The sequence below is a fragment of the Mesorhizobium sp. WSM3862 genome (assembly GCF_002294985.1).
Lineage (GTDB): Bacteria > Pseudomonadota > Alphaproteobacteria > Rhizobiales > Rhizobiaceae > Mesorhizobium.
Genome location: NZ_NSGE01000006.1, coordinates 340,509 through 366,267, shown reverse-complemented (window position 1 = coordinate 366,267; position 25,759 = coordinate 340,509). Strand labels below are relative to the sequence as shown.

The following is a 25,759-nucleotide window of genomic DNA, read 5'->3' as shown; positions in this document are numbered from 1 at the left end:
GGGAATAGGGGGTCGGTGGGCGGCCGTCAGAGCAGGGCGGCGGCCGTGAAAAACGCGTCGATCTGATCGGAGGTGTAGCCGAGCGCCGCGAAACCGGTTTCCATCATCGGCTCGCTGCGCACGAAGCTGCCGCTGTATTCGTAGGCGTCTTGCACCTCGACAGGCTGCGTTCCGATCCAGGCGGTGACCTGGGCGCGCAAACCGGCAACGCTTAGTTGGAGGTGGAATTGCCGAGCCGACACGCTTTCCGGCACAACGGGAGGCGGTGTCGGGGGAGAGCTGAACGCGCCATTGATATAGGTGCCGCCGATATAGCCCGGCTCCGCGAGCGGGACGATCGTGAAGCCGTCGAGCGTGAAGGTCGGGTCGCCCTCGATGATGTTGACGACGTCGGTGCCTTGGATGACTGCCAGTTGCATGAAATGCGATCCTTATTTGAACTCGAGTATGAGAACGACGCCGGGCGCGCCAGCGCCGCCAGCGCCAGCGCTGTACGAACCGCCGCCGCCGCCAGCGCCGTATGCCTGCGCGGCCGCGCCGGCATTGTGGCTGTTAGCGGTCTGGCCGCCCGCGCCACCGCCGCCCCAAAAGCTGGCGCCGCCCTCGCCGCCTTGGGAGTTGCCGGTCGCATTGGTGCCGGAGCCACCGTCGCCGCCGCCGAGGTTGAGTGTGCCGTTGACTGCCGTGCCGCCCCGGCCACCGAGGCTCTGAGAGGCTGCGGCAGAGCCACCGTTCGCAGTGATAGTGCCGAATGCGGATGATCCACCTGCGGCGCCGGCAGCGCCGCCCGAACCAATTGTAACGGTCTGTGCCGAGACACCGTTCATGAAGAAGATGGCCGTGGCGCCAGCGCCACCGCCGCTTTCACTGCCGCTGCCCGTGCCGGTCGTGCCGCCAGCGCCGCCGCCCGTCACGAAGACGATTGCACGGCTTGCGCCTGCGGTCGGCGTATAGGTGCCCGAGGCAGTCTTTACCTGGACGTTGACGAGCGTGCCGGCAGCTGCGGTCGCCGCAAATGCCGTGCTGGCGATCTGCGCGCTGCTCGTGCCTGCCGCTGCAGTCGGAGCTGTGGGCACGCCGCTGAGTGCCGGACTCACCAGCGTCTTGTTGGAGAGCGACTGCGCCGAGGACAGGTCAGTGACGATCGTCGTGTCGATCGCGAACTGTGTGCCCGCCAAGGTGAGGCCATTGCCGGCAGTGTAGGAACCGACGCCCGCCGTCTGGGCGAACGTGATCGGGTCGGTGCCAATGACCGGGTTTTCCTTGGCATTCTGCGTCCAGGTCGTGGCGCCCTGCGTCGCTCCACCCGTTACGAACGTCTGGTCGCCAAGATCGATGTCGGCGGAGAGATTGTAGTAGGTCGCACGCGTCAGGACGAAAGGCGCGCCCGCGCTACCGGTGGCCGTTACCGTGTAGATGCCGTTCTGGAACGACGAGGCCTGGTTCTTGACCAGGATCACGTCGTTGAGGTTCGCGGCCACGCCATCTACCGTCAAAGCACCGTTAGCAGAGGCGGTAAGCGTGGCACCGACGCCGGATGCTCCGTTGGCATAGGTGACCGCCGGAAGCGCGGTGGTCGTGGCAAGCCGGGTCGCCGGCAGCGTCGTGGTGGCGAAGATCGCTGCCTGCACATAGGCGGTCGTCGCCAGCTTGGTCGAGTTGTCGCCGGGCGTCTGCGTGACGGCGGTCGAGGCCGTTCCGAGAGCAATGGTGGGGCCCGTGGCGAAGACAAGCGGACCGCTGCCTGTCTCGTCGACCATCGCCGCGGCGAGCTGGGCGCTCGTGCCGCCGGCAAGAAAGGCCAGCATGTTCGCGGCAAGGCCCGAGACGTCGCCGATCGCCGGCTGAGCGAACGTCGGGTTGCCGCTGGTGTCGACTCCGGTCCCGAACTGATGGGGTGGAGCCGCCGCAGATTTTACGCCACCAAGGGCCACGGGCTGCGGCGTAGGTAGATCAGCCCCGATCAGCGCTCGGAACGCGGGCACTCCGCTTCCGAAGGCTGGAGTAGCCAGGATGAGGTTGGGGAGCTGCGAAGCGAGCGAGATCCCGCTGTCGGTAAGGGCAGTGCCGCCGGTCGTGGAGAAAACGGGAATATCGCCCACCACGGAGTTCGAAGGCCCAACGATGGTGCCGTTGGCGATCGGACCGATCGTTTTCCCGCCGATCTGGAAGAAGAGCCCAAAGATGGTCATCCAGATCTGGCCATCGACGGGTACTCCCGGAGCCGCGCCAGGAGGGATGCTGAATCCAGCGCCGTCGGACGTAGAAGCCTGGGTGTTGAGCGGCCCTTGCATCGTGTCGCCGCCCCGGTTCACCGGGGTATAGCCGAGCGCGTCCTGCTTCTGCGAGAACAGATAGCTCCACTGGCCAGCGGTCAGGACATTGCCGTAGCTGAAGGGATTCATTTGTCCCAATCCGAATGTGTGTGAGTGGTTGGCTTACGCGAGCGCGACGATGCTACGATCAGTCGAATTCGAAGATGACGACCACACCGTTGCCGCCGGCCCCGCCGGGCCCGCCGCCGTCGCCACCACCACCGCCGCCGCCGAGAGAGCCCGGACCGCCGGGTACCTGGACCCCGGTCGAAGGAGTTGCGCCGCCGTAGCCGCCGCCACCCCAAAACGAGGTGCCACCGCAACCGCCTTCATGGCCGGAACCGGGCGATCCGCCGCCGCCGTGGATCAAGAGGGTCCCGGCGGTTCCGGTCCCCACCCCTTGGCCGCCCGCGCCAAATGAATTGGTGCCGCTGGAAGAACCGCCAATGCCGCCGGTAGCGACGGCAAGAGCGCCGAAAGAGGTTGTCCCGCCGGAACCGCCGATGAGATCGGAACCAGACGATGGATTGGGGACGCCGCCGGCCCCGATGGTGACGGTCTGCTGCGATACCGCGCCGAAATAGACCGCCGTTCCGCCCGCGCTTCCGCCGCCGCCAGTGAAGCCGTTCGCCGTGGCATTACCGCCACCAGCACCGCCTGCGCCCGTGGCAAAGACGAGCATGCTCTTGGCACCGACCGTCGGCACGTAGGTTCCGCTCGCCGTCATGACGCGCATGGCCTTCATCGCGCCGGGGAGAATAGCGGCGAGCGCCGAAAGGGTGACCTCGCGGTCCGCACCGTCCGCCACCACGTGCAGCGGAAGGCTGTCGTTCAAGGAAAGTGCGCCGGTGGGTGCCGGCAAACTCGTGATGCTCAGCGAAAGGACCTGCTGATCGGTCGCGGCAAGGCCCGCGTTGGCGGCTACTGTCACAGCCGGGTTGAGCAGACGGAACGACGTCGTCGCGTTGTTGAACTCGAGGATGCCCGTGGCGCTCGCTGGCCATTGCTTTGCCGTCAGCGCGGTCCCGTCCATGTTGACGATAGGATGTGTACCGAGCCCGTCAATGTTGCCCGTCATGGCGCCGTTGTTGTCGAACGCGGCCTTCTGGACGACGAAGATCTGGCCGTCGACATAAGCGCCCGGCGCCGGCAGGACCGTGGCGGTGCAGACATTGGCCGAGCCCGCATCGGTACCGACCATGATGGGCGCGGATGCGGCTCCGATGTTGACCCAATTCGCGCCGCTCGTATCAGGGTCGGACGTATTGTCGTCGGCCGTGCTCAGCCAAACGACGCCGGTCGCCGCGCCGGCCAGCAACGCGCTCTTGGGATACCCGCCGATCGCTGCCGAGAAGGCCGGATCGTAGGGGACCAGACCGCCTGCATTCTGCCACTGCGACCATTGCGTGATCTGCTGCAGAATGCCGTTCATGTCCTGGCCGAACGGCGGCACGCCGCCCGACCCGACCGGCAGGAAGTTGAGTGGCGGAAAGCCGTCGGTCAGGGAGGCCGCGCCATTCACAATCCCGATCTGCGAGCCGAGCGGGATGGAGCGGATGTAGCTCGGGCTCGCCGAAGCTCCCCAAGCGACGGGGAACTTGGCAGGCAAGGCGGAAAGCTTCATGGAGGGATCCTTAGATGATGACGACCGACGCCTTGACGCCGGTTGGCTTCGGCAAGACGCCGGAGTTCTGGACGATCGCGAGTTCGACAGGGGTCAGCTGGAACGCGAAGGTGTAGGTCATCGTCATCGTCTCGATCGACGAGCCCGCGTAGAACGATGCCTGGTTGAAGCCGACGGAGTTCAGCGACTCCTCGAACCCGAACCATGTCCCGTAATTGCCGCCCTCGGTAACGTAGGCGTTGCCTCTATTGGGGAAGAGGCTGAGCAGGATCTGGTTGATCGCGGGGATCGAGCCGTTAGTGATGTTGGCTGCCGCCTTGGCGAAAATGAGCCGGCGGTATGCCTCGTCCGACAGCGCGAAATTCGAGGTCAGCGGAGCGCCGGAATAGAACGCGCCTTGGCCGAACGGATCGGCTCCTGGCCTCGCCTCATCGAAGCCGAACCAGTCCCCGGTCGTGACCTGCAAAACCCGGCTGACGCCGACGATGCGCCCCCAGACGTCGAGCCCATAGCCCTGCGCCGTGTCGACGTTCCAGATGTAGTCGAAGAACGCATCGAAGTTGGCCGTCTGGTCGAGATACGAGAACAGGTTCCCGATCAGCTGCGTCAGCGTGGGCGCATTCGCATACTGGCTGATGACAGTGCGCCAAACGTCAAAAGGCGGGAAATCGCCGATGGGGCTGATGCCAATGGCGAATTGGCCAAAGCCGTTCGGTATCCCGGAAGGCGGCCTGGGATAGGGAGGTCCTGTGTCTTCCATGATCAGGTCAGGGTGACGAAGATGTCGTTGGGGGAGATTGTCGGCACCTGGTCGATGTTGACGCCGATGTCGAAGCGATTGGGGATCGCGGCCGTCATGGTCTCGATCGAAACATTCTTGTTGTTGGAGACGACATAGGTACCGGTGCCGTCCGTGCCGGTGCCGAGCGCCGTGATGGTGGTGCCGACGGTCAGCGCGCCGGTGGTGTCGGAAATGATCTGCCCGACCGCCAGCTCCCCCGACGCAACGGCGGAGACCGTCAGTATCGTTCCGGCGATCTGGCCCGTGAAGACGGCGCTGGGGTTGTTGTTCGAGCCTACCTCGATCGAGATGATCTGCGCCCACGAGCCAAGGGCAGCCACGGGCGCGTAGAAGCGGCTCGCAAATAGCGTGGTGCCGATCTTCGCGCGCGGCCCACCATCGCCGCCAGCAAAGGCGCTGACGATGGCATTCTGGATTTGCGTCGCGGCATCGGCGGGGACGAGATGCGTGTTGACGATGTTGACCGCGAACAGGATCGCCAACGGATCGGGGATCTCGAAGCTCACCCGATAGGCAGGGTACGGCGGGACATAGCCGGGGCTCTGGTCGTAGACCGTGACCGTCGTATTGCCGTTGTATGCGCAGCCGGGCGCTTTGCGCGACCAGATCGCTTGCGCGACATCGTCAGCGTCGCCGCCGACCACCGCGACATAGAGCGAGTTCGGATAGATCGAGATGCCGCCAATGGTCTGGACGTCATTGCTGGCGTTCTCTGTCACGAACGCGTCGATGACGTTCGGCACCGCCAGCACGGCCCCCAGGACCGACGGAAGCGAGCCCTGCGAATTCAACGCGACGGAGGCAGCACGGCGCGCCTCGAAAGCCGACCGGCTCTCGACATTGTTGCCCAGCACGCCGTCATCCGGGTTCGTGATCGAATCCCATCCGGGGATCGCTCGAAAAATCTGGTCGAGGCTTCCGGCAGGGCATGGGATCGGCCCGACCACCAGGCACTCGAACGGCAAGGTGACAGTGCCGTCGCCGCCGATGACGCCATCCTCAGTGCACAGATACTGGTTGCCATCTTCGGCAAGGGCCAACGAGCCCGTCGGGATGGCGACGCCCGGCAAGCCACTGCAGAGCGCCTGCACGACCGTCGGCTGGGCCGGGTTGCGCTCGATGAAGTAGATGCGCGCGATCGCATCCTGCATCCGGCCGGTCGCATAGGCGGGATCGACCTGGTTGGTGAAATAGAGGAACGTCGAGTTGACCTCGTCGATTACCGCCGTCTCGCTGCTGGCGAGCTGCCCCTGCGGCGTGTTCAGCGCGGGATTGAGGACGCCACCGAACGCGCCGTTGATGTCCTCGGTCACGCCCGCCAGCACCTCCGCGGCCGACGGGATCAGGAACCCCGTGTCCGTCCATTGCGGCGGGGGAACGTTGGTGGTGTCGACCATGTGCTAGAAGCTCGCTGCGGTGGTGTTGCCGGCCGCGTCCGTCACCTGCACCTGGCCGGTGACAGTCCGATCGGTCCAGGACTGGATGAAGGTCTGCGCCGAGACCACGCCGGGCACCGTCAAGGCGGCACGATTGAAGTACGCCTTCATGAGCGAGACCGGCGGCGCCTTGCCCAGGATCTGGTCGAAGTAGGGAATGCCCTGCGTGGTGTCGTAGTAGAGCTCGCCCGCGAACAGCCTGATCGCGCTCGCCGCGTCCTGCGCCAGCGCGTAGGGCTCGTCGGCGACAGCGATGTTGCCCGACGCGTCCGCCACTAAGTCCCAGGTGTCGGTGTCGAGAAGGAGCGTCTTCATGTTCCGGGCTCCGGTGGGCCTGACGTGCCGCCGCCGGGCTGGACGTTGGTGTGAAGATGGTTGAGCACGCTGATGTTCTCGCCACCGGCGCCGGCGATGACGTCGCCCGTCACCCGCAGCTGCGCGGTGGTGATGGTGATGGAGCCGGCCGCGAACTCGATGATCTGCCCGTTCTTGTCGAAGAGCTTGATTCCGCCCTCGGTGAACTGGACGGCCTGGTCCTGGTTGGCCGGATTGGCGATGGCCCCCTGATAGATGCCGTCCGACATGTTGCCGCGCCGGAAGCTGCCCGGGTTTGACTGCGCTCCGCCGTTGGCTTTCAGCGCCGAGATGTCGCGGTCCGAGATCGTCATGTGGCCGATGTCGCCGACCTTCGGATCGTTGATGATGCCGTTGGTGCCGCCCTGGTTGCGCATCGTGGCGATGCCGTAGATGAGGCCGTGGGGCGTCTGGTTGCCTTGCCCGTCCGTCTGATTGATCAGCGGCATCACATCCACCGTGGGCGGCGCGCCGACGCCGCCACCATGCACCGCGACGACCTTGACCGGGATGCCGGTGCGCGCCTGCGCCAGCTCCTGGCGAATGAGGAAGCGCAGCCGGTTGATCTCGGCGGTGTCGTCAGATGTGGTCTGCTGACCGAAATAGCCTTGGCCGCTCATGCCGGCGCCGAGGCATCAACGGCGATGCATTCGAGGAGCATGAACCACTTTCCGTGGGGCATCATTGCCTCCAACTGATACTCGAGGCGGTTGACCTTCCATGTGCCGTTGGCCGGCGTCAGGTCGCTCTGGATCTGCACCTTGCCCTGATACTTCACCGCCGGATTGTAGAGCGCGCGGACCAGCACGAAGGCCTGCTGGAAGAACGGGTAACCGACCATGCCGGTGTCTTTCGAAATCAGCACCGTGTCACTGTTTCGCGCCTTGCCGGGCGGCGTGATGACCATCGTGCCGCGATCGATGCCGACGTCGAAGCCGCCGTCGCGCGCGATCGCCAGCATCTGCGTCCACGCCGTGCCCGGATAGTAGGGGTTGGCGAACTTGACCTTGACGCCGGCGTCTTCGAACGCCAGGCCCATCTGACCCGCGAGAGATTTCATCATCTGCGAGGCGTCGCCGGAGCCCTTGATGCTCAGCGGTGGGATCGGCTTTGCGGCATGGAAGACGCCCGGGAGCGAGCTGATCCGGAAGCACACGTCTGGCATCGCCTGCGCGTCGACATAGGCGTAAACGATGGTGCCGGTCCACACGACGTTCTGGCCGGTCTCGTCATCTCCAGCGAGCACCGAAATGCCGTTCTTGTACATCTGGAGATACTGTGAACCGACGGTGGATAGCTGGTTCATCAGAGCCAGCGGCAGGCCCCAGATCGAAATTTCCGCTTGCCCCGAGCCTTGCCCGGCGTTGACGATGTTGCAGGCGACGCGCAGCCCGAATACCTCCGCGGTGTTGCCGCCGCCTTCAAACTGACCGTTTGCCAGCTCGAACTCGACGGAAATTCGCTTCTGGCTAAACGCCATCTCGATCACCGCCTCACATGAAGAAAGTCACGCCCATGCCGAAAGTCCTTGCCGCCGCGAGCGCCGCCCTTCTGCTTTTCACCGTCGCGCCGGCGCTGGCGAAGCCGAACAAGGCCGCGCTCGAAAAGACTTATCTCGACCTGAATGAGCAGTGCCGCGGCGGCTCGGGCGATGATCCCGACACCATCAAGGCGTGCGATCAGCGCGAGGCGGTAGCGGCGCAGCTGAAAGAACTGCACACCTGCTTTGCCGGCGACCGGTTCAAGCGCTGCAAGTGATCAGCCGACGCCCGCCGGGAGCTCGCTCGCCGACACATAGGCGAGGCTGTAGCGCGTGCCGAGCCCGGTATAGTACGGGTCGGTGTCGCCCTGGTTGTCGATGAAGAGCAGATCGCCCGAGAAGCCAAGGTAAAGCGACCGGACGATCCGGTTGAGGTTCTGGCAGATCACGCCGCCGATCACGAGCACGTTGTCGACATAGAGGTCGATAAACAGGCCCGTGTTCTTCTGATAGAGGCTGATCTGCGAGACCTGCCCGTCCAGCGTCACGCCGACCGCCTGGTTCGACACCGCCTGCAGAGGAATGATGACCATCAGAAGCCCCCGGCTGGCAGGCCAGACGATGTCTTGAATTGCTCGAGCTGCGCGCTGCTCGCCGGCGCGGTCTGCACAGTGCCGCCGTTGACCTGAGAAGCGCCGCTCGGATCCTGGGTGTTCGACATGGCGGCGCTGACGGCCTGCCGCACTTCGATCAGCCAGATATCAACCGAGAGAAGCCCCATCCCCTCATTCGAGCGCCGGCTGTAGTCGTAGTGGGTGATGTTGCAGGAGAGGTAGACAGCCTCCGGCGTGACCACGTCATAGAGGTTGGTGTCGCCGGCGACGGCCGCGATCGACGCCAGCATCGCGGCGCGGTTTGCGGCCGATCCGCCGGCGGTGAAGCGCAGCCGAGCGTCGTAGGGTATCTGGACCTTGTCGTAGCTCTGGAAGGCCCCCTGTTCGACCGGGAAGTCAGAGATCGACCATTGCTGGCGATACTGCACCTCCACGATGTTGTCGGCGATGATCACCGGCACTCCGCCGAAGTAGATACCCCATGGCTGCAGGCCGAAAGCGCTCGACAGCAATCCGAAGGCGTCCTGCGTCAGAAGTTCAAGAATGCCGGCCATCACGCCAATCCACTATTTGCCTGCGCGGTGAACAGACGCCGGCTGAGCGCGTCGTTGATGTCGGCCGCAACGCCGTTGGCATCGGTGGCCTGGCTGTGAACTTCGACCTTGCCGATGTGGGCCTCCACCGAGCTGTTCGACGTCGTGGCCGTGTGCGTACTCGAGATGTTCGACAGCGCCGCCGATGCGGCGCCGGTGTTGATCCCCTTCATGCCCCGGTAGGTCCGGCCGGTATAGGCGTCCATGCCGCTCCAGGCATTGTAGCCCTCGGCGCGCTCGAACATCGATGCACCGGTAGCGCCCTGCGCGTCGGTCTTGGCATTGCGCAACATGCTGCCGGCCCGGCTCTCGGGGCCGTTCAGCTCCGACAGGACGAACTGATACTGCGTGTCGGCATCGTTCCAGTCTTTGCCGCGCGCCTTCGCAAAGGCCATGAGGCGCGCCTTACGCGAGCCCAGCCATTGCGCCACGCCAGACGCGCCGATGCTGTTGACGGTCGAGGGACCGCCGGACGCCTCGACATTCATCCAGCGCGAGATGAGGCCGCGGGCGCCTGCATCTGACAGGCCGCCGCCCGTGAGGGTCTGGTAAGCCTGCGCTTGCCGCTCGGGCGTCCACCAGCCTCGCGTGCCACCAGAGGCCCGTTGCGGGCCGCTAGGACCGGTGCTGCCCACAATGCCGCCGACGAGCCCGCCGAGCTTAGAGGAGGCACCGCCGCCGCCGCCGAACGCGGCGCCGATTCCGCTGAGGAGATTGCTCCAGAACCCGCCGCCCGAGTTGCTCTGCTCGGCCATCGTGACCGGTACGGGATTGCTCCTCGAGATCGGCTTGCCGTCGACGGCGATCTTGTCGTCGGCATCCTTGCCGGGATGGCTTCCCGGCGCCTTGCGCAGATGAGCCATGACCCAATTGCCTATGGTGCCATGGTCGCGGTTGTCGAGGTCGTGGCGCACATGCGCGCCGCCCCATTTGACGGCGGCCGCGCCGGCGAGAAGCATTCCAACGCCCGTTGAGATGGTGCCGAGAAAGCCCAGGCCCGCACGAGCACCGCCAGCGGCGACGCCGCCGGCACCTCCCGCAGCGAGCATGCGCATATTGGCGAGAACGCGCAGAAACTTCGCGCCGAGCCACAGGCCGAACAGGATCTCGGTGGCATGGACGATGCCGCCGACCCCGTCGACCACCTCTTTCGCGCCGCGCGCGAAATTTTGCATGCCGGTCTCGACGGCGTTCCAGTCGATCTTTTCGAGCCAGTCGATGAATTTCTTCACCGCGTCGACAATGCCGGTCCGGATCCAGTCCTGGTTCTTTTCGATCCAGGTCGTCATTCTGTCGGCCGCGTCGACCAGGACCGGGCCGAGCTTGTCATAGATAGCGTTGGCGAGCGCGATGATGTGCTGGAGCAATTCGTTCCAGCTAGCCTGGAGCTTTTGCGCCGCCTCGATCGCCTGATTGCTGGGCGAAAGGCTCTTCTCCAGTTTCCCGAGATAGACGTCGATGCCTGAGCCCATCTTGTACATGAGCTGCTCGGTCGCCGGGTCGATTCCCAGCGCCTGCGCGACATTGTGAGCCGCGCCGGCGTCGATCTGGTGCAACCTCTGCAAAGCCGCGGCGACATCGGAAAGGTAGCGATCGAGCCCATGGTTGGGGTCGATCCGCATGCCGGTCCAGGCCTGCAACTGCGAGAACTCGCGAGGCAGCGCCTCACCGTTCTTGTTGAGGTTGTAGAGCTGCTTGTTGACGCGCTCCAGGGTCGACGCGGTGGCGTCGGCCGAGCCGCCGAAGCGTTCGGCTGCATTCTCCCAGGCCGCGATGCGCTGGGGCGATTCACCGAGACTCGAGGCGAAGCGGCCAAGCGAGGCGTCTGCATTGGTGAGCTTGCGCACAAACTCGCTGAGCGCCTGGCTGCCGGTGATGACGGCGAAGAGTTCGAGCACGCGCCGCGTGATCAGGTTGACGGTCTCGGCGGCCTTCTTCGAACTTTCCTCGACGTCCTTGCCGCCCTTCCGGAAAGCGTTGACGGTCTTGAGCCAGCTCTCGGACGTCTTCTTCTGCTGATCGGTGAAGTCCTTGGGATCGAGGCCGAGCGTGACGATCAGGCTGTCAATGACCGTTGGCATTCTCGTCCCTTTTCCTCAGCAGCATCAGGTTGTGGGCGTCGACCATCGCCACTTCGAGAAGGTCGTGGACGTCCTCGATCGACAGCCACTCGTCTAGCTCGCGGAGCGAGGTTTTGCCCTTTGAGAGAACCTGACCGATGGCTCGGGAGACATTGCCGTATTCGAGGAGGTGGACGCCGGCGACTGTGTCGAGATCGATTTCGACTGGTCGCCTTTGGTAAAAAAACCGACGTGAAGGTTGATGACCTCCTGCCGGAGCTGGATCAGCGTCGCGATCTCCTCGACGTCACCCTCGATCAGCGGGCGCTGGATGGCCGGGTTGCGGGGATCGGGCTTGATGGTGACGCATTCCATCATCTCGTCGAGCAGCGGCTCGGCATCCTCGAACGCGATCTTGGTGATCGCTCGTATGCCCACGATGGCGATGCCCTGCATGCCCATGCCGGCGAAGTCGTCGGGGAGCTCGACGCCGGAGCGCGCCACGGCGAGCAGCGCGCGCATCGCCCATTTCTCCGCGCGCGTCGCTGGCATCTCGCGGATGTGAAAGGTCTTGCCCTGGTCACGGCCGTCATCGGCGATCGTGACGTCGATCTCTTTACGCATGGATTACCTCAGTTCGGGACGCTTTGGACGCTCTGCCAGCGGATCGCGAAACGGCGCGGCTGCAGGATCTTGGCCGCCGCCGGCATCGGCGGCAGGCTCACCAGGAAGCCCTTGGTCGAGATGTAGGAGCGGCCGAGCGACGGGAGCGTGGTCGAGCCGTTGGCCGTGTAGACGTCCTTGGCCTGCACCTGCGTCGCAGCCCAGGTCTCGAAGAAGGCGATCGATGGGGAATCGGCCTGCAACACGAACGTCTGGTTGATCGGGTTGTAGACGAAGCCGCCCGACAGGATGCCGTCGACGCCCATGGCGGTCTCCACCTGGTCGACACTGTCCATGTCGTAGATGTTGTCAGTGGCGAAGCCCTGCAGTTGAACCGGGGTCGGAAAGAGGTTCGGCACGGCAAGGGTAATGACCGCGTTCGCGGCGGTTAGGGTCGACATGGTCTGGCTCCTGACGGGTGGATTGGTTGCCGCTTACTGGACGAGGGTCGAGGTCAGCTCGATCTGCTGCACGGACTCGGCGTCCATGTACCAGAAGTTGATCGGCGGGCTCTGGCGGGCCTGGCGCACCTGCGGGGTGGCGTCCTTGACCTGGAGATACCAGCCTTGCAGCTGGAGGGTGTCGCTCGCCTTGACGCCGGCGGCCGAGTTGATCTGCGCGATCTGGAGCGCCGACAGCGTCACGCCGGCGCGGATGGCACCGAAATTCAGCGCCTGGTTGATCGGGTCGAGGCAGGCCGCCTTGATCAGCTCATAGCCGGCCGCGTTATACGGAACCGAGTTGATGTTCTGGAGCAGCTCCATGAGGGAGAGCTGGAGCTGGTTGTTCAGCCAAATCTGGTTGATATAGCTGTCCAGCCATTCGAACTCGCCCGACACCGTGCCGTTCTGGAACTCCAGGAACTGCTGCGCGGCCGTCGCGTAGGCGCCGTAGAAGTTATAGCCGTTGGCGATGAGGTTGCTCGCCACAGTCGCGGTGGTGACGCCTGCCACCAGGCCATCCTGCCCCCGGAATGCGAAGGTGATGCGGCCGTTGGTCTGCTGGAAGTCGATCGAGGCCGCCGCGCCGCAGATGAAGGCCGCGATCTGCGCGGGCGTCGTGATGCCGCCGGCGGGATGGTAGATGGCGCAGGTGCCGTCGAGATTGGCGCTCGAGATGATGTTGCCGAAGCTCGACGTCGCATCGTTGCCTTCGGTGGGCGTGATGTCGGTGTCCCAGGCGATGTAGGCATAGCGCTTATTGGTGTTGTTGACCCATTCGGCAAAGGCCTGCTTCTGCGCACTGCCCGAGCCGCCATCGGGGTCGAAGATCGTCATGAACGTCGCCCAATTCTGGGTGAGCTGGGTGATCGCAGCCATGAAGGCGGCAGGCGTCGTTCCATCGGCGCCCTGAGAGAGCGTCGCGCCGGTCGCCTGGGTCAGGAAGAGACCGGCCGCGACCGAGCCGGTGGCGAAGGCGACGGACGACGCCGCGCCGACAACGGCCGAGGTGATGACGAAGCCGCCGGAGACGGAGTCATAGGTGACGTCCAGCGGCGTGGCCGACGCCGTGATAGCGCCGCTCGCCACCGTCTGGGTCTTGTCGACGAAGTATGTGCCGGTAAGGCCCTCGCCGCTGCCAAGCTGCACGATGCGCGTGCCAGCCGTCACCCCTGCACCGGCAAGCGTCTGGCCGACCGCCAAGGTGCCGCTTGCGAGCGCAGTGACCGTGAGGGTGCCATACGCTGCCGAGACGGCGGTGCTGGCGACCACCTGCCCGATCGACACGGCATATTCGCCGATGCCGCCGGGCGTTCCCGACAGCTGGTCGGTGATCTGCGTGCCGGCCGACACGCCAGCGCCGGAGAGCGCCGCCCCTGCGACCAGAACGCCCGACGTCACGCCGGTCACATACATGACACTGCCGGCGATGGAAGCGGTCACGGCTGCCGTTGCAGGGGCGATGGCGCCCGTCACGGTGGCCGCTTGCGGAGGAGCGGAGTTCAGGTCGGTCTGGATCAGCGCCGCGGCGGCCGAGAAGCTGTTTGCGCTCGACAGATCGATCGCGTTCGCGGTGCGCACATATCCGTCGACATTGACGCTGAGCGTGCCGCTCAAAGCCTGGAGCTGCGCCAGCGAGAGCTGGTCGGCCTTGCCGCCTTGCAGATAGGCCGCGACCGACGCGGACGCATACTGCGCGAACAGGATCGTAGCCGGCTTCTGGGTCGAGTTGTTGAAGCCGTCGAAATAGACCGCCGCGATCTCGGCCTCTTCCGAGGACGGGCCGAAGAAGTTCGACACCGACACACCGTCGTTCGGAAACGAGAGCACCTGCCCAATCGGGACGCGGGTGTTTTGGGTCAGCACGAGGCCGTTCATCACGAGCGCGTTGCCGCCCGCGTTGAGAACGTTCGGAATGACGTTCACAAGCTGCGAGGCCGGGATGGTCGTCATGGACCAGGTCCTTTCTGTTTGAGGGTCAGGCCGGGAAAGTCGTTTCGACGTTGGCGACGTCGATCACGGCTTGGTCGGCGAATTGCTGTGGCAGGCCAATTGCCTGGTTGGCCTGCAGGTGCACGTCGACGACGTAGCGGGTCTCGAATTGCTGCTCGCCGTTGAAGAACGGGACCTGCTTGGGATCGTCAGCATAGAGCGGCGCGCCATCCATGCCGGCATCCGCGAAATACCGGGTCGCCCGCTCATCGCGGATCAGGGTGGCGATCGTCTGCGCCATGTCGGACGCGCTGCCATCCGACGCGCTGTGCACGTCAAGCTGGATGACGACGTCGGTCGGCTGCACGATGGTCTCGGCACCGCTCGATAGGATCTGCGCCGGCACGGTCTGTGCCGGCGTGATGGTATAGGTTCCGACGCCGCCCGGCGTACCGCCGGTCTGCTCGCTGATCACCGTGCCTGCTGTCACCGGCGTTCCGAAGACGCTCGCCCCTACCAGGAGCGCGCCGAAGGAGACCTGAGTGACCGTCATCACCGCATCGGCGATGGAGGCCTCAAAAGCGCAGTCCTGATAGGTGTCGACGTTGGTCGAGAGGCGACCGCGGCGGCTCACCGTCATGGTGACGAAATCGCCAGCCGGCTCCGGGACGCGGTTGTCCTGCGCCGATATCACCTCGACGCCGGCGGGCAGGATTTGCAGCAGAAAGCTGCGCAGGACCGTCTGGATGCCAGACTGGCTGGGGACCGGGCCGCTCATCAGACGCTGGTGCCGATCCCGCGCACCGTGGCCTCGCTGGCGCCGACCGGCAGGCACCAGACCTGGTCGCCGGCGGCGAGCGGGAACGGAACGAAGCTCTGGGAGAGCAGGACGCCGTTCGAGGCACCCTCCGCAGGCTGGCTGTCGGCGATCGCTGCCAGCACGCCGCCTATGCTTGTCACCTGCAACAGAGCCGATGAATAGTTGGCCCCGTCGGCGACCTTAGTCCACTGGCCGGCGGGGCATGGCACCATGAAGGTTCCGTTCGCCATATCAGGCTCCATCCATTTGCAGGGTCAGGGCGCACTTGCACCAGTCGGGCCACGACTCGAGCACGAGTGCTACGAGCCAGGTGTCGCCTTCCGGGAAAGTGCCGGCGGGGAAGACAAAGAGATCGCCGCCGACTTGCAGCTCTCGCACCACGCCGAGGGCCGAACCGTTGAGGTAGACGGCGCGGCGCACGCCCTGAATGTTGAGCCCGTCGAGCAGCTGCAGATCGTTGTAGGTAAGCGACTGCGCCTGCAGAGAGACGCCGGGCACGTCGACAAAGCTCGGGGTGCGCGTGCCGTCGGCCGCCGTGGTGTAGCCGCTGGACCGTTTCAGCGTGGCGGTCACGAACGGGTTCACCGTCCCGATCGCCGCCGAGACGATCCCGTGCAGGTTCATGGTCGATCAGCCGACGCGGTAGACCGTGAAGGTGCCGGCGCCCGTGTTGCGGAAGCGCAGGATGCCGCTCGACGGGATCGTGGCGCTGCTATGCGCCGGGAAGTCCATCGAACCGACCAGCGTCATGCCGGCGTTGGTGGTGATGGTGGCATCCTCGGCATCGACGATGGAGGTGTTGATCACCGAGACGTCGAAGGAGTCGTTGGCCTCAAAGTCGGCCGGCAGCGCTGCCTGGAGCGCTGCACCGGTCGGGAGCTGCTGCACTGAGGCAGCGCCGGCGCCCTGCTGGATGGTGATGATGCGCGTGAGCAGATCGGCGGGCGTGAGCGTGCCGGAGACGGTGTGCGCTGCCGGGGCGCCCTGCGTGCTGCCGACCTGTGCGGTGGCCGTCCAGATGGCCGCGCCAGGCGTCGCATCGACGCAGACAAACGCGGTGTCGGTCGCGGTGTTCACCCAGGCCGAGCCGACCTGATAACCCTCGCTCGAGTCGTTAGCGGCGGCCGGATCGGTCACGGCCGCGAAGTTGTTCTTGAATGCAAGGTCGGCTGGAATGTCGCCGAGGTTGCTCGAAAAAAGGACGGCCCTCATCGTATGGTCTCCGGGTTCAGGATTTCTTGACGGCATAGTCGACCGACGCCAGCATGTGGCCGGTGTCGACGAGCTGCTTGTCGTTGCCCTTGCGGGCGATGGTGGTGGGCTGCAGCGGCGGGCCGTCATAGGCGGTGATCGCCGCCTGCAACTGGCCCTTGATGGCCTCGCCCGTCTGGCCCAGCGTCTTTTCGGCGTCGTAGCCGTTCGCGACCAGGAGGTTGCCCACGGCGTCGGGCCATTCGGGGCTCTTGTCGTCGATCATGCCTCGGAAGAACGGGCGGGGCGGCGTGTCGCGGGTGCCAAACTCATTCAGCGCCGCGACCAGCGGGACGGAGGTGCCGTCGGGATAGGTCGCGCCCTCCAGGAAGCCGACGTCGACCGATACGGCCTTCTGCAGGCTCTTCGCGATCTCGGCCAGCTTGGCGGCGAGCTTGTCGCCGCCGGAGAGCTCGACCATCGCCTTACGCCTTTGCCTTGGCCTTCGGATCAGCGGCAGGATCGGGCGCGCCGGTTGCTCCCGTGGCGCCAGTCGCGCCGGCCGCTGCACCGGTCGCTCCGCCAACAGCCGCCCCCGTGGCACCGGTTGCGCCCGTGGTGTCGGCCGCGCCGGTAGCGCCGGTTGCGCCCGCATCGGCCGCGCCGTTCGTGCCGTTCGTGCCGGTTGTGCCATTTGTGCCATCGGTGACAGCCGCGGCGGTGGCGGCCGTCTCAGGCTGATCCACGGGAGGCGGCGGGGAAGCGAGGCGCAGGCTGCGCTCAAGGGTCTGAATGCGATCTTCGGCGTGCTTGCGGAAGGCGCGAAACTCGCGCTGCAATTGAGCAAGAATGTCCACGAGAATGGTCCTTTCACTTTATTCGGGAACTAAACGACCCGTTGCCGAGTTGGGGGTTACCTTGGGGATCGCCTCACAGGTGACCTTGGGGATCCCTCACATGAGCAGTGGCGCTGTTCTGGTCGTTGAAGACGAGACAATGATCTTGCTCGATCTTGAAACAGGGCTGGAGGAAGCGGGCTTCGAGGTGGTCGGCGTTCGCAGCGCATCTGCTGCTATGGCGGCATTTGATGAAGCGCCGGATGCATTCAAAGCGCTACTTTCTGACATACGTCTTGGCCCCGGTCCCTCCGGCTGGGAGGTCGCTCGCCATGTACGTCAGGTCAAGTCCACGATCCCCGTTGTTTATGTCAGCGGCGATAGCGCCAGCCAGTGGGGCGCCGAAGGCGTTCCGAACAGCATCATGATCACCAAACCGTTCTTCATCCCGCAGATTATCACGGCGATATCCACGTTGATGAATGAACAGCTCCCAACCGACACACCGACTCAACCCGCTAGCGATTAGGCCAGGGATTGTAGACGCGGCGCGGTCCAGGCATGTAGCGCATGGTCCGGTAGGCGGCAGTGGCCTGCCAGTAGGCCGCGCCGAATGGGGTTTGCATGAACCAGGCGTTATTTGGCGTCACGGGGAAGTCGGCCTGCACCGACACGCTGCCCTCGGCAGCATTCGAGACGCGTCCCACAATCCCGGCCGGCGCCTGACCGTTGGCGCCGTACATGAGCTGGCAGATGTGCGCGACCATCAGGTTGAGCAGCGTGGTCTGCGTCTCGGCCGTTGTGACGGGTCCGCCGCCGTCATTGCGGCAGTAGAGCGTCGCGACCGGGAGCGCGCCTTGCAGAACCTGTGGCTGGCTGAGCGTCGCGAACTGCGGGTAGACGGCCACGAAGTTCGCGAGGCTGAACTCGACGATGACGCCCATGGCGAAACCTCCCTGGGCGTTACGCGTCAGGCCGCAGCATCCGCCTTGTAGGCCTGGATTCCACGCGGCAGGTTGTGGGGATCGATCGGCTCGAGGCCCGATTTCTGCGCCTCATGCTCCGCGATGAAGCCCTCGACCATGTCGGTCTCGGTATGCGCCCAGATGAGATTGTTCCTAACCGCGTCGAGGTCCTTGTTCTGCTCGAGCCACTTCTTCAAGAAGTCGGCATCGACGCCATAGGTCAGGGCGTAGTCGCTGTCTTGCGCCATCGGGGCGGGCTCTTTGCGGCGGTCGAACCGGCGCAGATAGCCTTTCAGGACGACCGGCTCGCCGATCACCTGGGCGCGTTTCACCTTGCGGAAGCTGCCGCCGGCGGTCGGTTCGTTCTGCTCGACCATCTCGTGAAGGCGCAGGATTAGGCCGTGCGGCAGCTTGCAGGCAACGGTGACAGTGGTGGACATCGATTTGCTCCGGTTGGTGGAAAGCGGTTCAAGTCGCCGATGCCGGCCCCTATCTTGAGAGGGCGGCACGGGAGAGGTTTCAGACTGGTGGCCTGACGCTTTAGCTGGCCGATCAGCGCGCTGCTGGTAGGCGTGTGGAAGATCATCAAGATCAAGTTCGGATAGCGAGATTGGAGCGGATGCCGGTGTCACGCCTGGCTCAGGGCCTGTGGAACAGGCACCCTCGCAAGCAGCATCCGCAAACTGCTATCCGTGAAGAGCTAAGTGGATGGCCATTATATTCTCGCGACCACTAGCCCAGCGATAGAAGGCGTGCGAGCGCTCGGGTGTCGATCGGCTTCTCGATGCGCGGCACTTCGGCGTACGCTTCAGGAATGGACGAGGCATCGTAACCCGTCGCAAAGATGAAGGGCACTTCACGTTGGCGCAGCGCGTCCGCGATAGGGAAGGCGCGTTCGCCGCGCAGGTTGAGGTCGAGCACGGCGCCGTCGATCCGGTCCTCCGCCCCGAGCAGCTCAAGCGCATCCTCGATTGAGCCCACCGGGCCGATTACGTTCGCGCCTCTGTCTTCCAGATCGCGGGCGAGGTCAGCAGCGATCATGTACTCGTCCTCAACCACAAGAAGACGGCGGCCCCGCAGGGCATCGGGTTGCGGCTCATCCATGTTGCTTCTCATCCTTCGTCACCGGCACGACGATCTCGCAGCGCACCCCGTCCGATCCGAACTCGAACTTCGTCTTAGCGCCGAGCTGGTAGGGAAGCGCCCGCTCGATCAGTTCGCTGCCGTAGCCCCTCCGCGTGGGTCCGCCCTCCGGCATGGTGACGCCGCTCTCGCGCCATTCAAGTCTCGCGCGTGGCTTCGACCCATCGTGCTCTATGTTCCACCTAACGGTGAGCCGGCCCGACGGTTGGTGAAGAGCGCCGTACTTCACCGCGTTCGTCGCGAGTTCGTGCAGCGCGAGCGCTACGGATTGCGCGGAGATCGCCGGCAACGAGGTCGCCGGGCCTTCGATCGTGACGTTGCCCCCGTCCACGCTTCCGTCGCCGTGCGCGTGGAGCTCGCCTTGGATCAGTTCGCGCAGGTCGATCGGCTGATGGTCGGCGCGCGCGAGCAATCCTTGGACGCGCGAAAGCGCGCGTAACCGGCTCTCGTAATCCTCCGCAAACTCCTCCAGCGACGCGCTTGACCGCATCGTCTGCCGTGCGAGTGATTGGACGACCGCAATCAGGTTGCGCGTGCGGTGCTGAAGCTCGGCCAAAAGCACCTTCTGCTGGTCTTTGAGCGTGCGTAGGTCATGGATGTCGGAGGAGGTTCCGACCCATTCGAGTGCGGCTCCGCCGGCGTCGTCCAGGGGGGCGGCACGGGTCTGGTGCCAGCGATACTCGCCATCGGCCGATCGGCGGATGCGGTGCTCGCAATAGTATTCGCCTTTGCTCGGCGCCTCAGCCCATGCCGTCATCGTCGCGTCGTGATCCTCAGGATGGACGGCATCGAGCCAGCCGAAGCCGACGCTCTCGGCAAAGGCCAAGCCCGTGAAGACACTCCACTGTGGACTACCCCACGTCCGGTCACCGTTCACCTTCGAGCGGAAGACTAGCTGCGGGATATTGGTCGCGAGGAGCCGGAATAACTCTTCGCTCTGCTGAAGCTGCACTTCAGCACGGTGCTGGGTGGTCCGGTCGCGTAGGATTTTGACGTAACCTCGGGTTCTGTCCCCGAGCGGCATCATCAGCCCCGACGCCCAGAACCGCGTGCCGTCCTTCTTCATCTGCCAGCGCTCGTCCTCGGCTCGCCCTTCCGCGAGTGCGATCCGGCGCTCCTCCGCGGCTGCGCTCGTTCCGCCCTCCTCGGGAGGAAAGGCTACATCGGCAGACTTCCCGATGATCTCCTCATCGGCATAGCCGAGCACGCGCTCGGCACCCACGTTCCAGCTCGTGGTGATGCCGTTGGGATCCATGGTGAAGATCGCAAAGTCGGTCGCGCTGTCAAAGATGAGCTGCACCAGGTCGCTGTCACTGAGCGGCCGCTGACCTTCGCCTTTTTCGTCTTGTTTGTCACCGTTTTTCACGCGTCGCCTCCGGCACATGGCCGGCACGCACCCGCGGCCCAAACAACCGACCTTCAGCATGGGTGAACGGTAAACCGCCGAATGCCCGCATGGTTCCCGTCTTCCTAGCCGTGGCCGAGTTTCGCGCAGCCTGGGGTCCGATTCGACCAGGCGGGCTACCGGGCTGCTCCACCCCGCTTCACGCTTTGGTGCCAGAACGGTTACGATCCGGCACTAAGCGTTGTAGGATCTTTAGACGCCCAGCATCTGAGAGATGCCCATCGGCTGGCGGATGATCGCACCCCAGGTGCCGCTGGACATTTTCTTCTTCCATGAGGAGAGCGCGCGCACGATTGGATGAGTGCGGAGCTTTTCGTTGAACGCACAATAGCCGGTCTGCTGACCATCGATGCCGTCGGCAATGAACTGAACCACGTTGCCGGCTGAGATGCCCGTCGGGTTGATCGCTGTCTCCGCCCTATATTGCACCGCTGAAACGACACGAAGGTTCGGGAAGTTTTTCTTGAGCAGGTCCTCGACATTGACGTTGAACGAATTGGTCGCGGTCATGGCAAGCTGCGATTCCGGCGACATGGCCAGTGTCATCTTGGTGTTCTGGTCGACCAGGCCGGCTGTCTGGGTAACGAGCTGCAGCCACAGTGACTGGAGGTCGGAATAGATCTCATTCGCGGTGGCGACGATCTGGCCGTTGTTGATCCATTTCACACCGCCGTAAGCCTTCGGCGCCGGGGTGATCGGAGCCGCCAGGTTCGGGTCGTTGAGAAGGCCATAGTTCTGCAAGCCCTGCACGCCCTTGAAGTAGGTCGTGTTGAGGAATCGTGCGAGCACGGTGACGCCGGCGCCATCCACCTCGCCAACCCAATTGACGCGGCCAAGGCCGGCGCGCTCGATCTCCAGTTCGCCATACTCGGAAATCGTCTGGAACAGATAGGACTGGCGCTGCGGCCAATTCATGTTGGCGCCGGCTCGGCCGTTGTCGTTGTAGTCGCCATAGCTCGACACTTCGCCGGTCTGCTCGACGACGGGGAACATCGCCGTCTGGTCGATCCAGGTGCCTTTTCGAATTTCGCCGAAGATTTCGGCAGCTTTGGTTGGGGCGAAAAGGATGCGGTAGACCTCAGGATCCACAAGCGTGGTGAGGAACGCCGGGATACCGGCGTTCGGTGCTGTCGCTAGCTGAGGCTGTGCATCCATCGCGAGATGATTGGTGCGGAACGCCTCGACGATGTAGGCGCGTGCATCGGGAAGGTAGATACCCGCCTGCTCGAACATCGAGCGATGCTGAGCCCACGCCGCAGCGGCCTGATCGAAGTCGTGAAATTTCATGGTGGTTATCCTCACAGATCGCCGACTTGCGGCGCATGGTTTCGAGATTGACGGCGGGTTTAGCCCTGAGGCCAAGAGCTGATCTTCATCAGCTCGCCGGGCTGCGCGAAGGAACGCACGGTCCACTTAGTTTCAACATTGGTGGCCGCGGTGAGCGCAGCCGCGTTGACTATGGTGTTGACATCGACCGCATAGGTGCCAGCGCCACCGGCTGGGCCAGTGAGCTGCTGGGTAATAGTGGTGACGGCGGTGATGCCAGCGCCGGTCAGCGTGTCGCCGACGCCGAAGACGCCAACGATCGTGCCGCCCGCGGTGAACACGCCATAGGTGCCGGAAATCTCTGTACCGGGGTCGACGTCCTGGTCGGGGATGTTGACCGCATACGTGCCCACACCGCCCGGGGTACCAGTGAGTTGCTGTATGATCTTGGTGCCGGAGACGACGTCGATGCCCGAGATCGTGGTGCCGGGGCAGATCGTGCCCGAGTTGACCGTCGTGACCGTCAGCACATTGCCGACGATGGAGCCCAGGAAGCCGCTGGTCGCGGCTGCGATGGAGCCGGCCGAAGTGGTCGCGCCATTCGGCGAGCCTGACGGAGCAGCGGTCGCCGTGCCATCGGCATAGGTGGCGTAGACCTTCTGGCCGACCAGGGCAGGCGTCGCGCCGGCGTTCTTCACCCAGAAATCGCCTCCATCGAAGACGGTGATGGGGAAGCCGGCCGGGACCAGCATCGTCGATTCCTGCAGGTATTGCTCGATCAGGCCCTGCTGCTCGCGATGGACGAAGCCCGCGACCGGGCCGGTGCCGAAGGTGTTGACCACGGCCGGCGCATTGTCGCTGTCGGCTTGGACATAACTCAGCCAGGCGAAGCGGCCGATGACAGCACCTAGCGCGCCGCAGACCAGCGCGCCAGCGGCGGCAAGGACTGTAGAGCGGGGATTGGTGGAAGCGAAATCGCCCTCGACAGCGGGGGCGGGATTGTAGGCAACCTGCGTCTGAAACCCAGACATGGGCGATCTCCTAAATGAAAAGAGCCGGCTTGCTGGCCGGCTCGACGGGCTTGGAAGGGGAAGCCGCTCGCCTTAGAGCGACTTGACGATGTGGGTCTTGGCGGCTGGGAAAAGCTCGTAGAACGAGTTCACCCCGGCAGCGTCCAGGGCGACGGCCGGCTTCTTCGGTGCGCCGACGCTAGGTAGCGGCTGGGCCTTGAGAATGGCCGGCAGTGCCGAGGGATGGACACCGTCGATGTTGACGCCGAGTGAGGTGAGCGCGGTGCGATAGACGGCATCCGCGCTATCATGGGCCATGGCGAGCTTGCCGATGTAGGGACGAACGGCCTCCTCGGCGGCGCGCACTTCGGCGGCCGATTTGAGCATCTCGGCGCGGACCTCGGTCTTGGCCTGCGCCACAGCCGCGGCGATTGCCGCGTCCATGGCCTTCTTGTCGACCTTGTCATCATCGTCCTCGTCGCCGTCTTCGGCCTTTTTCTTCTTCTCGTCCTCGTCCTCCTCCTGTTCGGAGTCCTCGGCTTTCTTTTTCTTGCCGTCCTCCTCCTCGTCTTCGTCCATGGCTTCCTGGACCTCGACCTCGTCGAGCGCGACGAGAACCGCCTCGAGACCGTCGAGCTTCTCGTCGGCGGCGAGCTTGCCCTCGGCGGCCTTGCCGACGGCCTTGAGGATGGCCGGGCGCTTGGCCTTGAAGTTTTCGGCGGTGACGCCCGCGAGAGCCGCGCTGACATCGATCTTCTGATCGGCGGCGAGCTTCGGCATGACGTGGGCAAGGATCGCGCCGTGGGCGACGGACGCCATGCGCGACAGCAGTGCTGTTTTCTTCATCGTGATGATCTCCATTTTGCTGTCGCCGACAACAACATCAGGCCCGGCGCGGCCTTCCTCAACCAAGGCAACGTGATTGGCGGAAATGTCCCGCATCACGCCGTCGTAGGATTCTCCAGCCAGCGTGCCAGGCGTCATGTCGGCCCGGTAGCGATAGCTGCTTGAAAGTTCTTTCTGCCGATCGGATTCGATCAGCGCGATTGCAGCGCCGTCCCAGATGCTGAGCGGCGCCATGAGGTACGGGGCATGGAACTCGACGGCATCGCCGAGCGCGCCGACCACGGCTTCGCGCGGGTGCTCCTTGGCGCTGATCGGAATGTGCTTCAGCAAGAGCGGCTTGCCGACAAAGGTCGGGGCTGCTTTCGCGAGCTCGTCCGCATCGCGGTAGAGGCGATAGATGCGCTCGGGGTCGAGCCCCAGCGCCTCGAAGTCGGGGATCTCGCGGCCATAGTAGGGGCAGATGTTGGCCTTCGAGATCGGCGTCATCTCGACGCGCAGATGGCCGTCCTGGTCGAACGAGCGCACGCTGTTGCGATCCATGGCGAGCGCGTCGTTGGCCTGTGCCACCGCGCCCTTGCCGCGGCATTCGTCGCACACGATCCCAGGTCCAGCGACTTCGCCGGAGCCACCGCAAATCGGGCAGGCGCCCTCGATCACGATGTCTTCGCCCCTTGTCCACTTCACGAAGTTGGAGCGCAGCGAGTCCCATGCCTCGGGCGACATGTCGGCGGCGATGCCAAGCCGCTCGCCCAGCATGTCGCGCAGGCCCGGATGCAGCGGCTCGGGCAGCGAGCGCAGGGGAGCCCAGGCATAGCCGGAATGCTCGTCGGTCAGCACCGGCGCGAATTTCGTCTCGACGCACTGAGCGAAGGTGTGATGCACCCAGCCATTCGGCGTGCCGCGCGTGTCGATGAGCTGGCGCGCGCCAGACGGCAGCGTGCCGATCTCCTCGATGGTCTCGCGCGCCGCCGTCGCCTCGGCGTCTTCGCCTTCATCCGACTTGCCACCGGGCCAGCACCAATGGCCGGGCCAGCTGGTATCAGTCGAAGAGCGCCGGAGCACGAGGACATCGCCATCGGGTGCGACCAGCATCAGCGAGGCCGCCTGGCTCGCGCTGTCCTTGCCGACGAACTCTTCGCCGACCGCCTTCGGGATGCCGAGCACGCCCCGGCCCTCGGCCGCTGCGTACATGGCGCGGCGCTGGGCCTCAGATTTCGCAGGCATCGAAAATCGCTCCTGAAATGTAAAGCTTGACCTTACATTTTTGTTGACTTATGTAAGGTGTTGCCTTACACTCTAAGCATGATCAAGACGTTCCGAAACAAAGCCCTGCAACGCTTCTTCGAAACCGGCAAAGCGCGCGGTCTTAGCGTTCAGGACGACAAGCGTGTCGCTCGCATCCTGCGGGCCTTGGAAGCGGCGGCACGGCCACAGGACATGGACCTGCCCGGCTATCACTTTCACGGCCTCGTCGGTCAAGACAAAGGCCGATATTCGGTCCGCGTCACCGGCAACTACCGGATCACATTCGGGTGGGATGGCGAGGACGCCATCGACGTAGAAATGGAGGATTACCACTGATGAACACGAAAGCCATCAAGCGCGGTTTACCCGCCATGCACCCCGGCGAACTGCTCCGCGAAGACGTCATCCCGGCGCTCGACAAGTCGAAGACCGAGATCGCCAAGCTGCTCGGCATTTCGCGCAAGACGCTCTACGACATCATCGACGAGAAGCAGCCCATCACGGTCCCGATGGCTCTCCGAATTGGAAAGCTGGTCGGCAACGGCCCGGTGCTCTGGCTCAACCTCCAGCGCAACTATGATCTGGAGCAGGCCGAGAAGGCACTCAGCGCCGAGATCAAGGCCATCCCGACGCTGCATGCTGCCGCCTGAGCGGTCGAGGAACTTTATTGGTTTGCCGCACGTTTTTCCCGCCGAACCAATTTCGGTTCTAGGAAAGGG

General features: G+C 64.5%; 31 protein-coding genes. 4 read left to right on the top strand and 27 right to left on the bottom strand.

Features of this window, described 5'->3' with window-relative positions:
• Window positions 1-26: 26 nt before the first annotated feature.
• From CK224_RS21000 to CK224_RS20965, 8 genes are read right to left on the bottom strand one after another with little or no spacing between them, the layout of a single operon-like run.
• Entirely contained in the window at window positions 27-419 is a 393-nt protein-coding gene (locus CK224_RS21000; RefSeq protein WP_245426052.1) for a hypothetical protein, read from the bottom strand.
• A gap of 12 nt (window positions 420-431) precedes the next feature.
• Window positions 432-2,405, bottom strand: coding sequence for a hypothetical protein (locus CK224_RS30865; RefSeq protein ID WP_141245844.1), 1,974 nt, complete (start codon window positions 2,403-2,405; stop codon window positions 432-434).
• Window positions 2,406-2,463: 58 nt separating this feature from the next.
• Entirely contained in the window at window positions 2,464-3,939 is a 1,476-nt protein-coding gene (locus CK224_RS32375; protein WP_095783060.1) for a hypothetical protein, read from the bottom strand.
• Between the two features lie 10 nt (window positions 3,940-3,949).
• On the bottom strand, window positions 3,950-4,699 hold the full coding sequence (locus CK224_RS20985; RefSeq protein WP_095783059.1) for a DUF2612 domain-containing protein: 750 nt from the start codon (window positions 4,697-4,699) through the stop codon (window positions 3,950-3,952).
• A gap of 2 nt (window positions 4,700-4,701) precedes the next feature.
• Complete coding sequence (locus tag CK224_RS20980; RefSeq protein WP_095783058.1) at window positions 4,702-6,138, bottom strand: baseplate J/gp47 family protein; 1,437 nt, start codon at window positions 6,136-6,138, stop codon at window positions 4,702-4,704.
• Window positions 6,139-6,141: 3 nt separating this feature from the next.
• On the bottom strand, window positions 6,142-6,492 hold the full coding sequence (locus CK224_RS20975; protein ID WP_095783057.1) for a hypothetical protein: 351 nt from the start codon (window positions 6,490-6,492) through the stop codon (window positions 6,142-6,144).
• Window positions 6,489-7,151: a hypothetical protein gene (locus CK224_RS20970; RefSeq protein WP_095783056.1), complete on the bottom strand. Its 663-nt coding sequence runs from the start codon at window positions 7,149-7,151 to the stop codon at window positions 6,489-6,491. Before CK224_RS20970 ends, CK224_RS20975 begins: the two co-directional genes overlap by 4 nt.
• Window positions 7,148-8,011 (bottom strand): hypothetical protein, encoded by an 864-nt coding sequence (locus CK224_RS20965; protein WP_095813910.1) that lies wholly within the window; start codon window positions 8,009-8,011, stop codon window positions 7,148-7,150. The genes CK224_RS20970 and CK224_RS20965 overlap by 4 nt, the downstream gene beginning before the upstream one ends.
• A 35-nt stretch (window positions 8,012-8,046) precedes the next feature.
• On the opposite strand from CK224_RS20965, the gene CK224_RS20960 reads away from it, so the two are divergent.
• Entirely contained in the window at window positions 8,047-8,289 is a 243-nt protein-coding gene (locus CK224_RS20960; RefSeq protein ID WP_141245843.1) for a hypothetical protein, read from the top strand.
• Here the strand turns inward: CK224_RS20960 and CK224_RS20955 are convergent, their stop codons facing one another.
• The 12 genes from CK224_RS20955 to CK224_RS30860 form a co-directional block, all read right to left on the bottom strand.
• Window positions 8,290-8,604 carry a hypothetical protein gene (locus CK224_RS20955; protein WP_095783053.1) on the bottom strand — a complete coding sequence of 105 codons (315 nt, stop codon included), beginning with the start codon at window positions 8,602-8,604 and terminating at the stop codon, window positions 8,290-8,292. It abuts the gene before it with no gap.
• Window positions 8,604-9,179, bottom strand: coding sequence for a phage baseplate protein (locus CK224_RS20950; protein ID WP_095783052.1), 576 nt, complete (start codon window positions 9,177-9,179; stop codon window positions 8,604-8,606). The genes CK224_RS20955 and CK224_RS20950 overlap by 1 nt, the downstream gene beginning before the upstream one ends.
• Window positions 9,179-11,299: a phage tail tip lysozyme gene (locus tag CK224_RS20945; RefSeq protein ID WP_095783051.1), complete on the bottom strand. Its 2,121-nt coding sequence runs from the start codon at window positions 11,297-11,299 to the stop codon at window positions 9,179-9,181. Before CK224_RS20945 ends, CK224_RS20950 begins: the two co-directional genes overlap by 1 nt.
• Before the next feature lie 93 nt (window positions 11,300-11,392).
• Window positions 11,393-11,902, bottom strand: a complete 510-nt coding sequence (locus tag CK224_RS20940; RefSeq protein WP_067328706.1) for a hypothetical protein — start codon at window positions 11,900-11,902, stop codon at window positions 11,393-11,395.
• 8 nt (window positions 11,903-11,910) lie between these two features.
• A complete protein-coding gene (locus CK224_RS20935) occupies window positions 11,911-12,342 on the bottom strand; it encodes a hypothetical protein (protein ID WP_067328704.1) in 432 nt (143 codons plus the stop codon).
• A 33-nt stretch (window positions 12,343-12,375) separates the two neighbouring features.
• Window positions 12,376-14,334 (bottom strand): DUF3383 family protein, encoded by a 1,959-nt coding sequence (locus CK224_RS20930; protein ID WP_095783050.1) that lies wholly within the window; start codon window positions 14,332-14,334, stop codon window positions 12,376-12,378.
• 25 nt (window positions 14,335-14,359) lie between these two features.
• Complete coding sequence (locus CK224_RS20925) at window positions 14,360-15,091, bottom strand: hypothetical protein (protein ID WP_095783049.1); 732 nt, start codon at window positions 15,089-15,091, stop codon at window positions 14,360-14,362.
• Entirely contained in the window at window positions 15,091-15,363 is a 273-nt protein-coding gene (locus CK224_RS20920) for a hypothetical protein (protein WP_095783048.1), read from the bottom strand. The genes CK224_RS20925 and CK224_RS20920 overlap by 1 nt, the downstream gene beginning before the upstream one ends.
• 1 nt (window position 15,364) lies before the next feature.
• Window positions 15,365-15,757 carry a hypothetical protein gene (locus CK224_RS20915; RefSeq protein WP_066993605.1) on the bottom strand — a complete coding sequence of 131 codons (393 nt, stop codon included), beginning with the start codon at window positions 15,755-15,757 and terminating at the stop codon, window positions 15,365-15,367.
• Between the two features lie 6 nt (window positions 15,758-15,763).
• A complete protein-coding gene (locus tag CK224_RS20910) occupies window positions 15,764-16,345 on the bottom strand; it encodes a hypothetical protein (RefSeq protein ID WP_066993607.1) in 582 nt (193 codons plus the stop codon).
• 16 nt (window positions 16,346-16,361) lie between these two features.
• Window positions 16,362-16,805, bottom strand: coding sequence for a hypothetical protein (locus tag CK224_RS20905; RefSeq protein WP_095783047.1), 444 nt, complete (start codon window positions 16,803-16,805; stop codon window positions 16,362-16,364).
• Window positions 16,806-16,809: 4 nt separating this feature from the next.
• On the bottom strand, window positions 16,810-17,181 hold the full coding sequence (locus CK224_RS30860) for a hypothetical protein (protein WP_141245842.1): 372 nt from the start codon (window positions 17,179-17,181) through the stop codon (window positions 16,810-16,812).
• A 100-nt stretch (window positions 17,182-17,281) separates the two neighbouring features.
• On the opposite strand from CK224_RS30860, the gene CK224_RS20895 reads away from it, so the two are divergent.
• The gene (locus tag CK224_RS20895) at window positions 17,282-17,689 is read left to right on the top strand and encodes a response regulator (protein WP_095783135.1); all 408 of its coding nucleotides are present in this window, start codon (window positions 17,282-17,284) and stop codon (window positions 17,687-17,689) included.
• Here the strand turns inward: CK224_RS20895 and CK224_RS20890 are convergent.
• The 7 genes from CK224_RS20890 to CK224_RS20860 all read right to left on the bottom strand — a co-directional run bounded on the left by CK224_RS20890 (window position 17,679) and on the right by CK224_RS20860 (window position 25,019).
• Window positions 17,679-18,104 carry a DUF4054 domain-containing protein gene (locus CK224_RS20890; RefSeq protein ID WP_095783046.1) on the bottom strand — a complete coding sequence of 142 codons (426 nt, stop codon included), beginning with the start codon at window positions 18,102-18,104 and terminating at the stop codon, window positions 17,679-17,681. The genes CK224_RS20895 and CK224_RS20890 overlap by 11 nt on opposite strands.
• Window positions 18,105-18,130: 26 nt before the next feature.
• Window positions 18,131-18,565 carry a hypothetical protein gene (locus CK224_RS20885; RefSeq protein WP_095783045.1) on the bottom strand — a complete coding sequence of 145 codons (435 nt, stop codon included), beginning with the start codon at window positions 18,563-18,565 and terminating at the stop codon, window positions 18,131-18,133.
• A 292-nt stretch (window positions 18,566-18,857) separates the two neighbouring features.
• A complete protein-coding gene (locus CK224_RS20880; RefSeq protein ID WP_095783044.1) occupies window positions 18,858-19,229 on the bottom strand; it encodes a response regulator in 372 nt (123 codons plus the stop codon).
• Window positions 19,222-20,634 carry a PAS domain S-box protein gene (locus tag CK224_RS20875; RefSeq protein WP_176477973.1) on the bottom strand — a complete coding sequence of 471 codons (1,413 nt, stop codon included), beginning with the start codon at window positions 20,632-20,634 and terminating at the stop codon, window positions 19,222-19,224. The genes CK224_RS20880 and CK224_RS20875 overlap by 8 nt, the downstream gene beginning before the upstream one ends.
• 231 nt (window positions 20,635-20,865) lie before the next feature.
• Window positions 20,866-21,960, bottom strand: coding sequence for a hypothetical protein (locus tag CK224_RS20870; protein WP_210199666.1), 1,095 nt, complete (start codon window positions 21,958-21,960; stop codon window positions 20,866-20,868).
• Window positions 21,961-22,019: 59 nt separating this feature from the next.
• Window positions 22,020-22,970: a hypothetical protein gene (locus tag CK224_RS20865; RefSeq protein WP_095783042.1), complete on the bottom strand. Its 951-nt coding sequence runs from the start codon at window positions 22,968-22,970 to the stop codon at window positions 22,020-22,022.
• A 72-nt stretch (window positions 22,971-23,042) separates the two neighbouring features.
• Window positions 23,043-25,019, bottom strand: a complete 1,977-nt coding sequence (locus tag CK224_RS20860) for a DUF2213 domain-containing protein (protein ID WP_095783041.1) — start codon at window positions 25,017-25,019, stop codon at window positions 23,043-23,045.
• Window positions 25,020-25,097: 78 nt separating this feature from the next.
• On the opposite strand from CK224_RS20860, the gene CK224_RS20855 reads away from it, so the two are divergent.
• On the top strand, window positions 25,098-25,376 hold the full coding sequence (locus CK224_RS20855) for a type II toxin-antitoxin system RelE/ParE family toxin (protein WP_095783040.1): 279 nt from the start codon (window positions 25,098-25,100) through the stop codon (window positions 25,374-25,376).
• Window positions 25,376-25,690 (top strand): HigA family addiction module antitoxin, encoded by a 315-nt coding sequence (locus CK224_RS20850; protein WP_095783039.1) that lies wholly within the window; start codon window positions 25,376-25,378, stop codon window positions 25,688-25,690. The genes CK224_RS20855 and CK224_RS20850 overlap by 1 nt, the downstream gene beginning before the upstream one ends.
• Window positions 25,691-25,759: the final 69 nt, after the last annotated feature.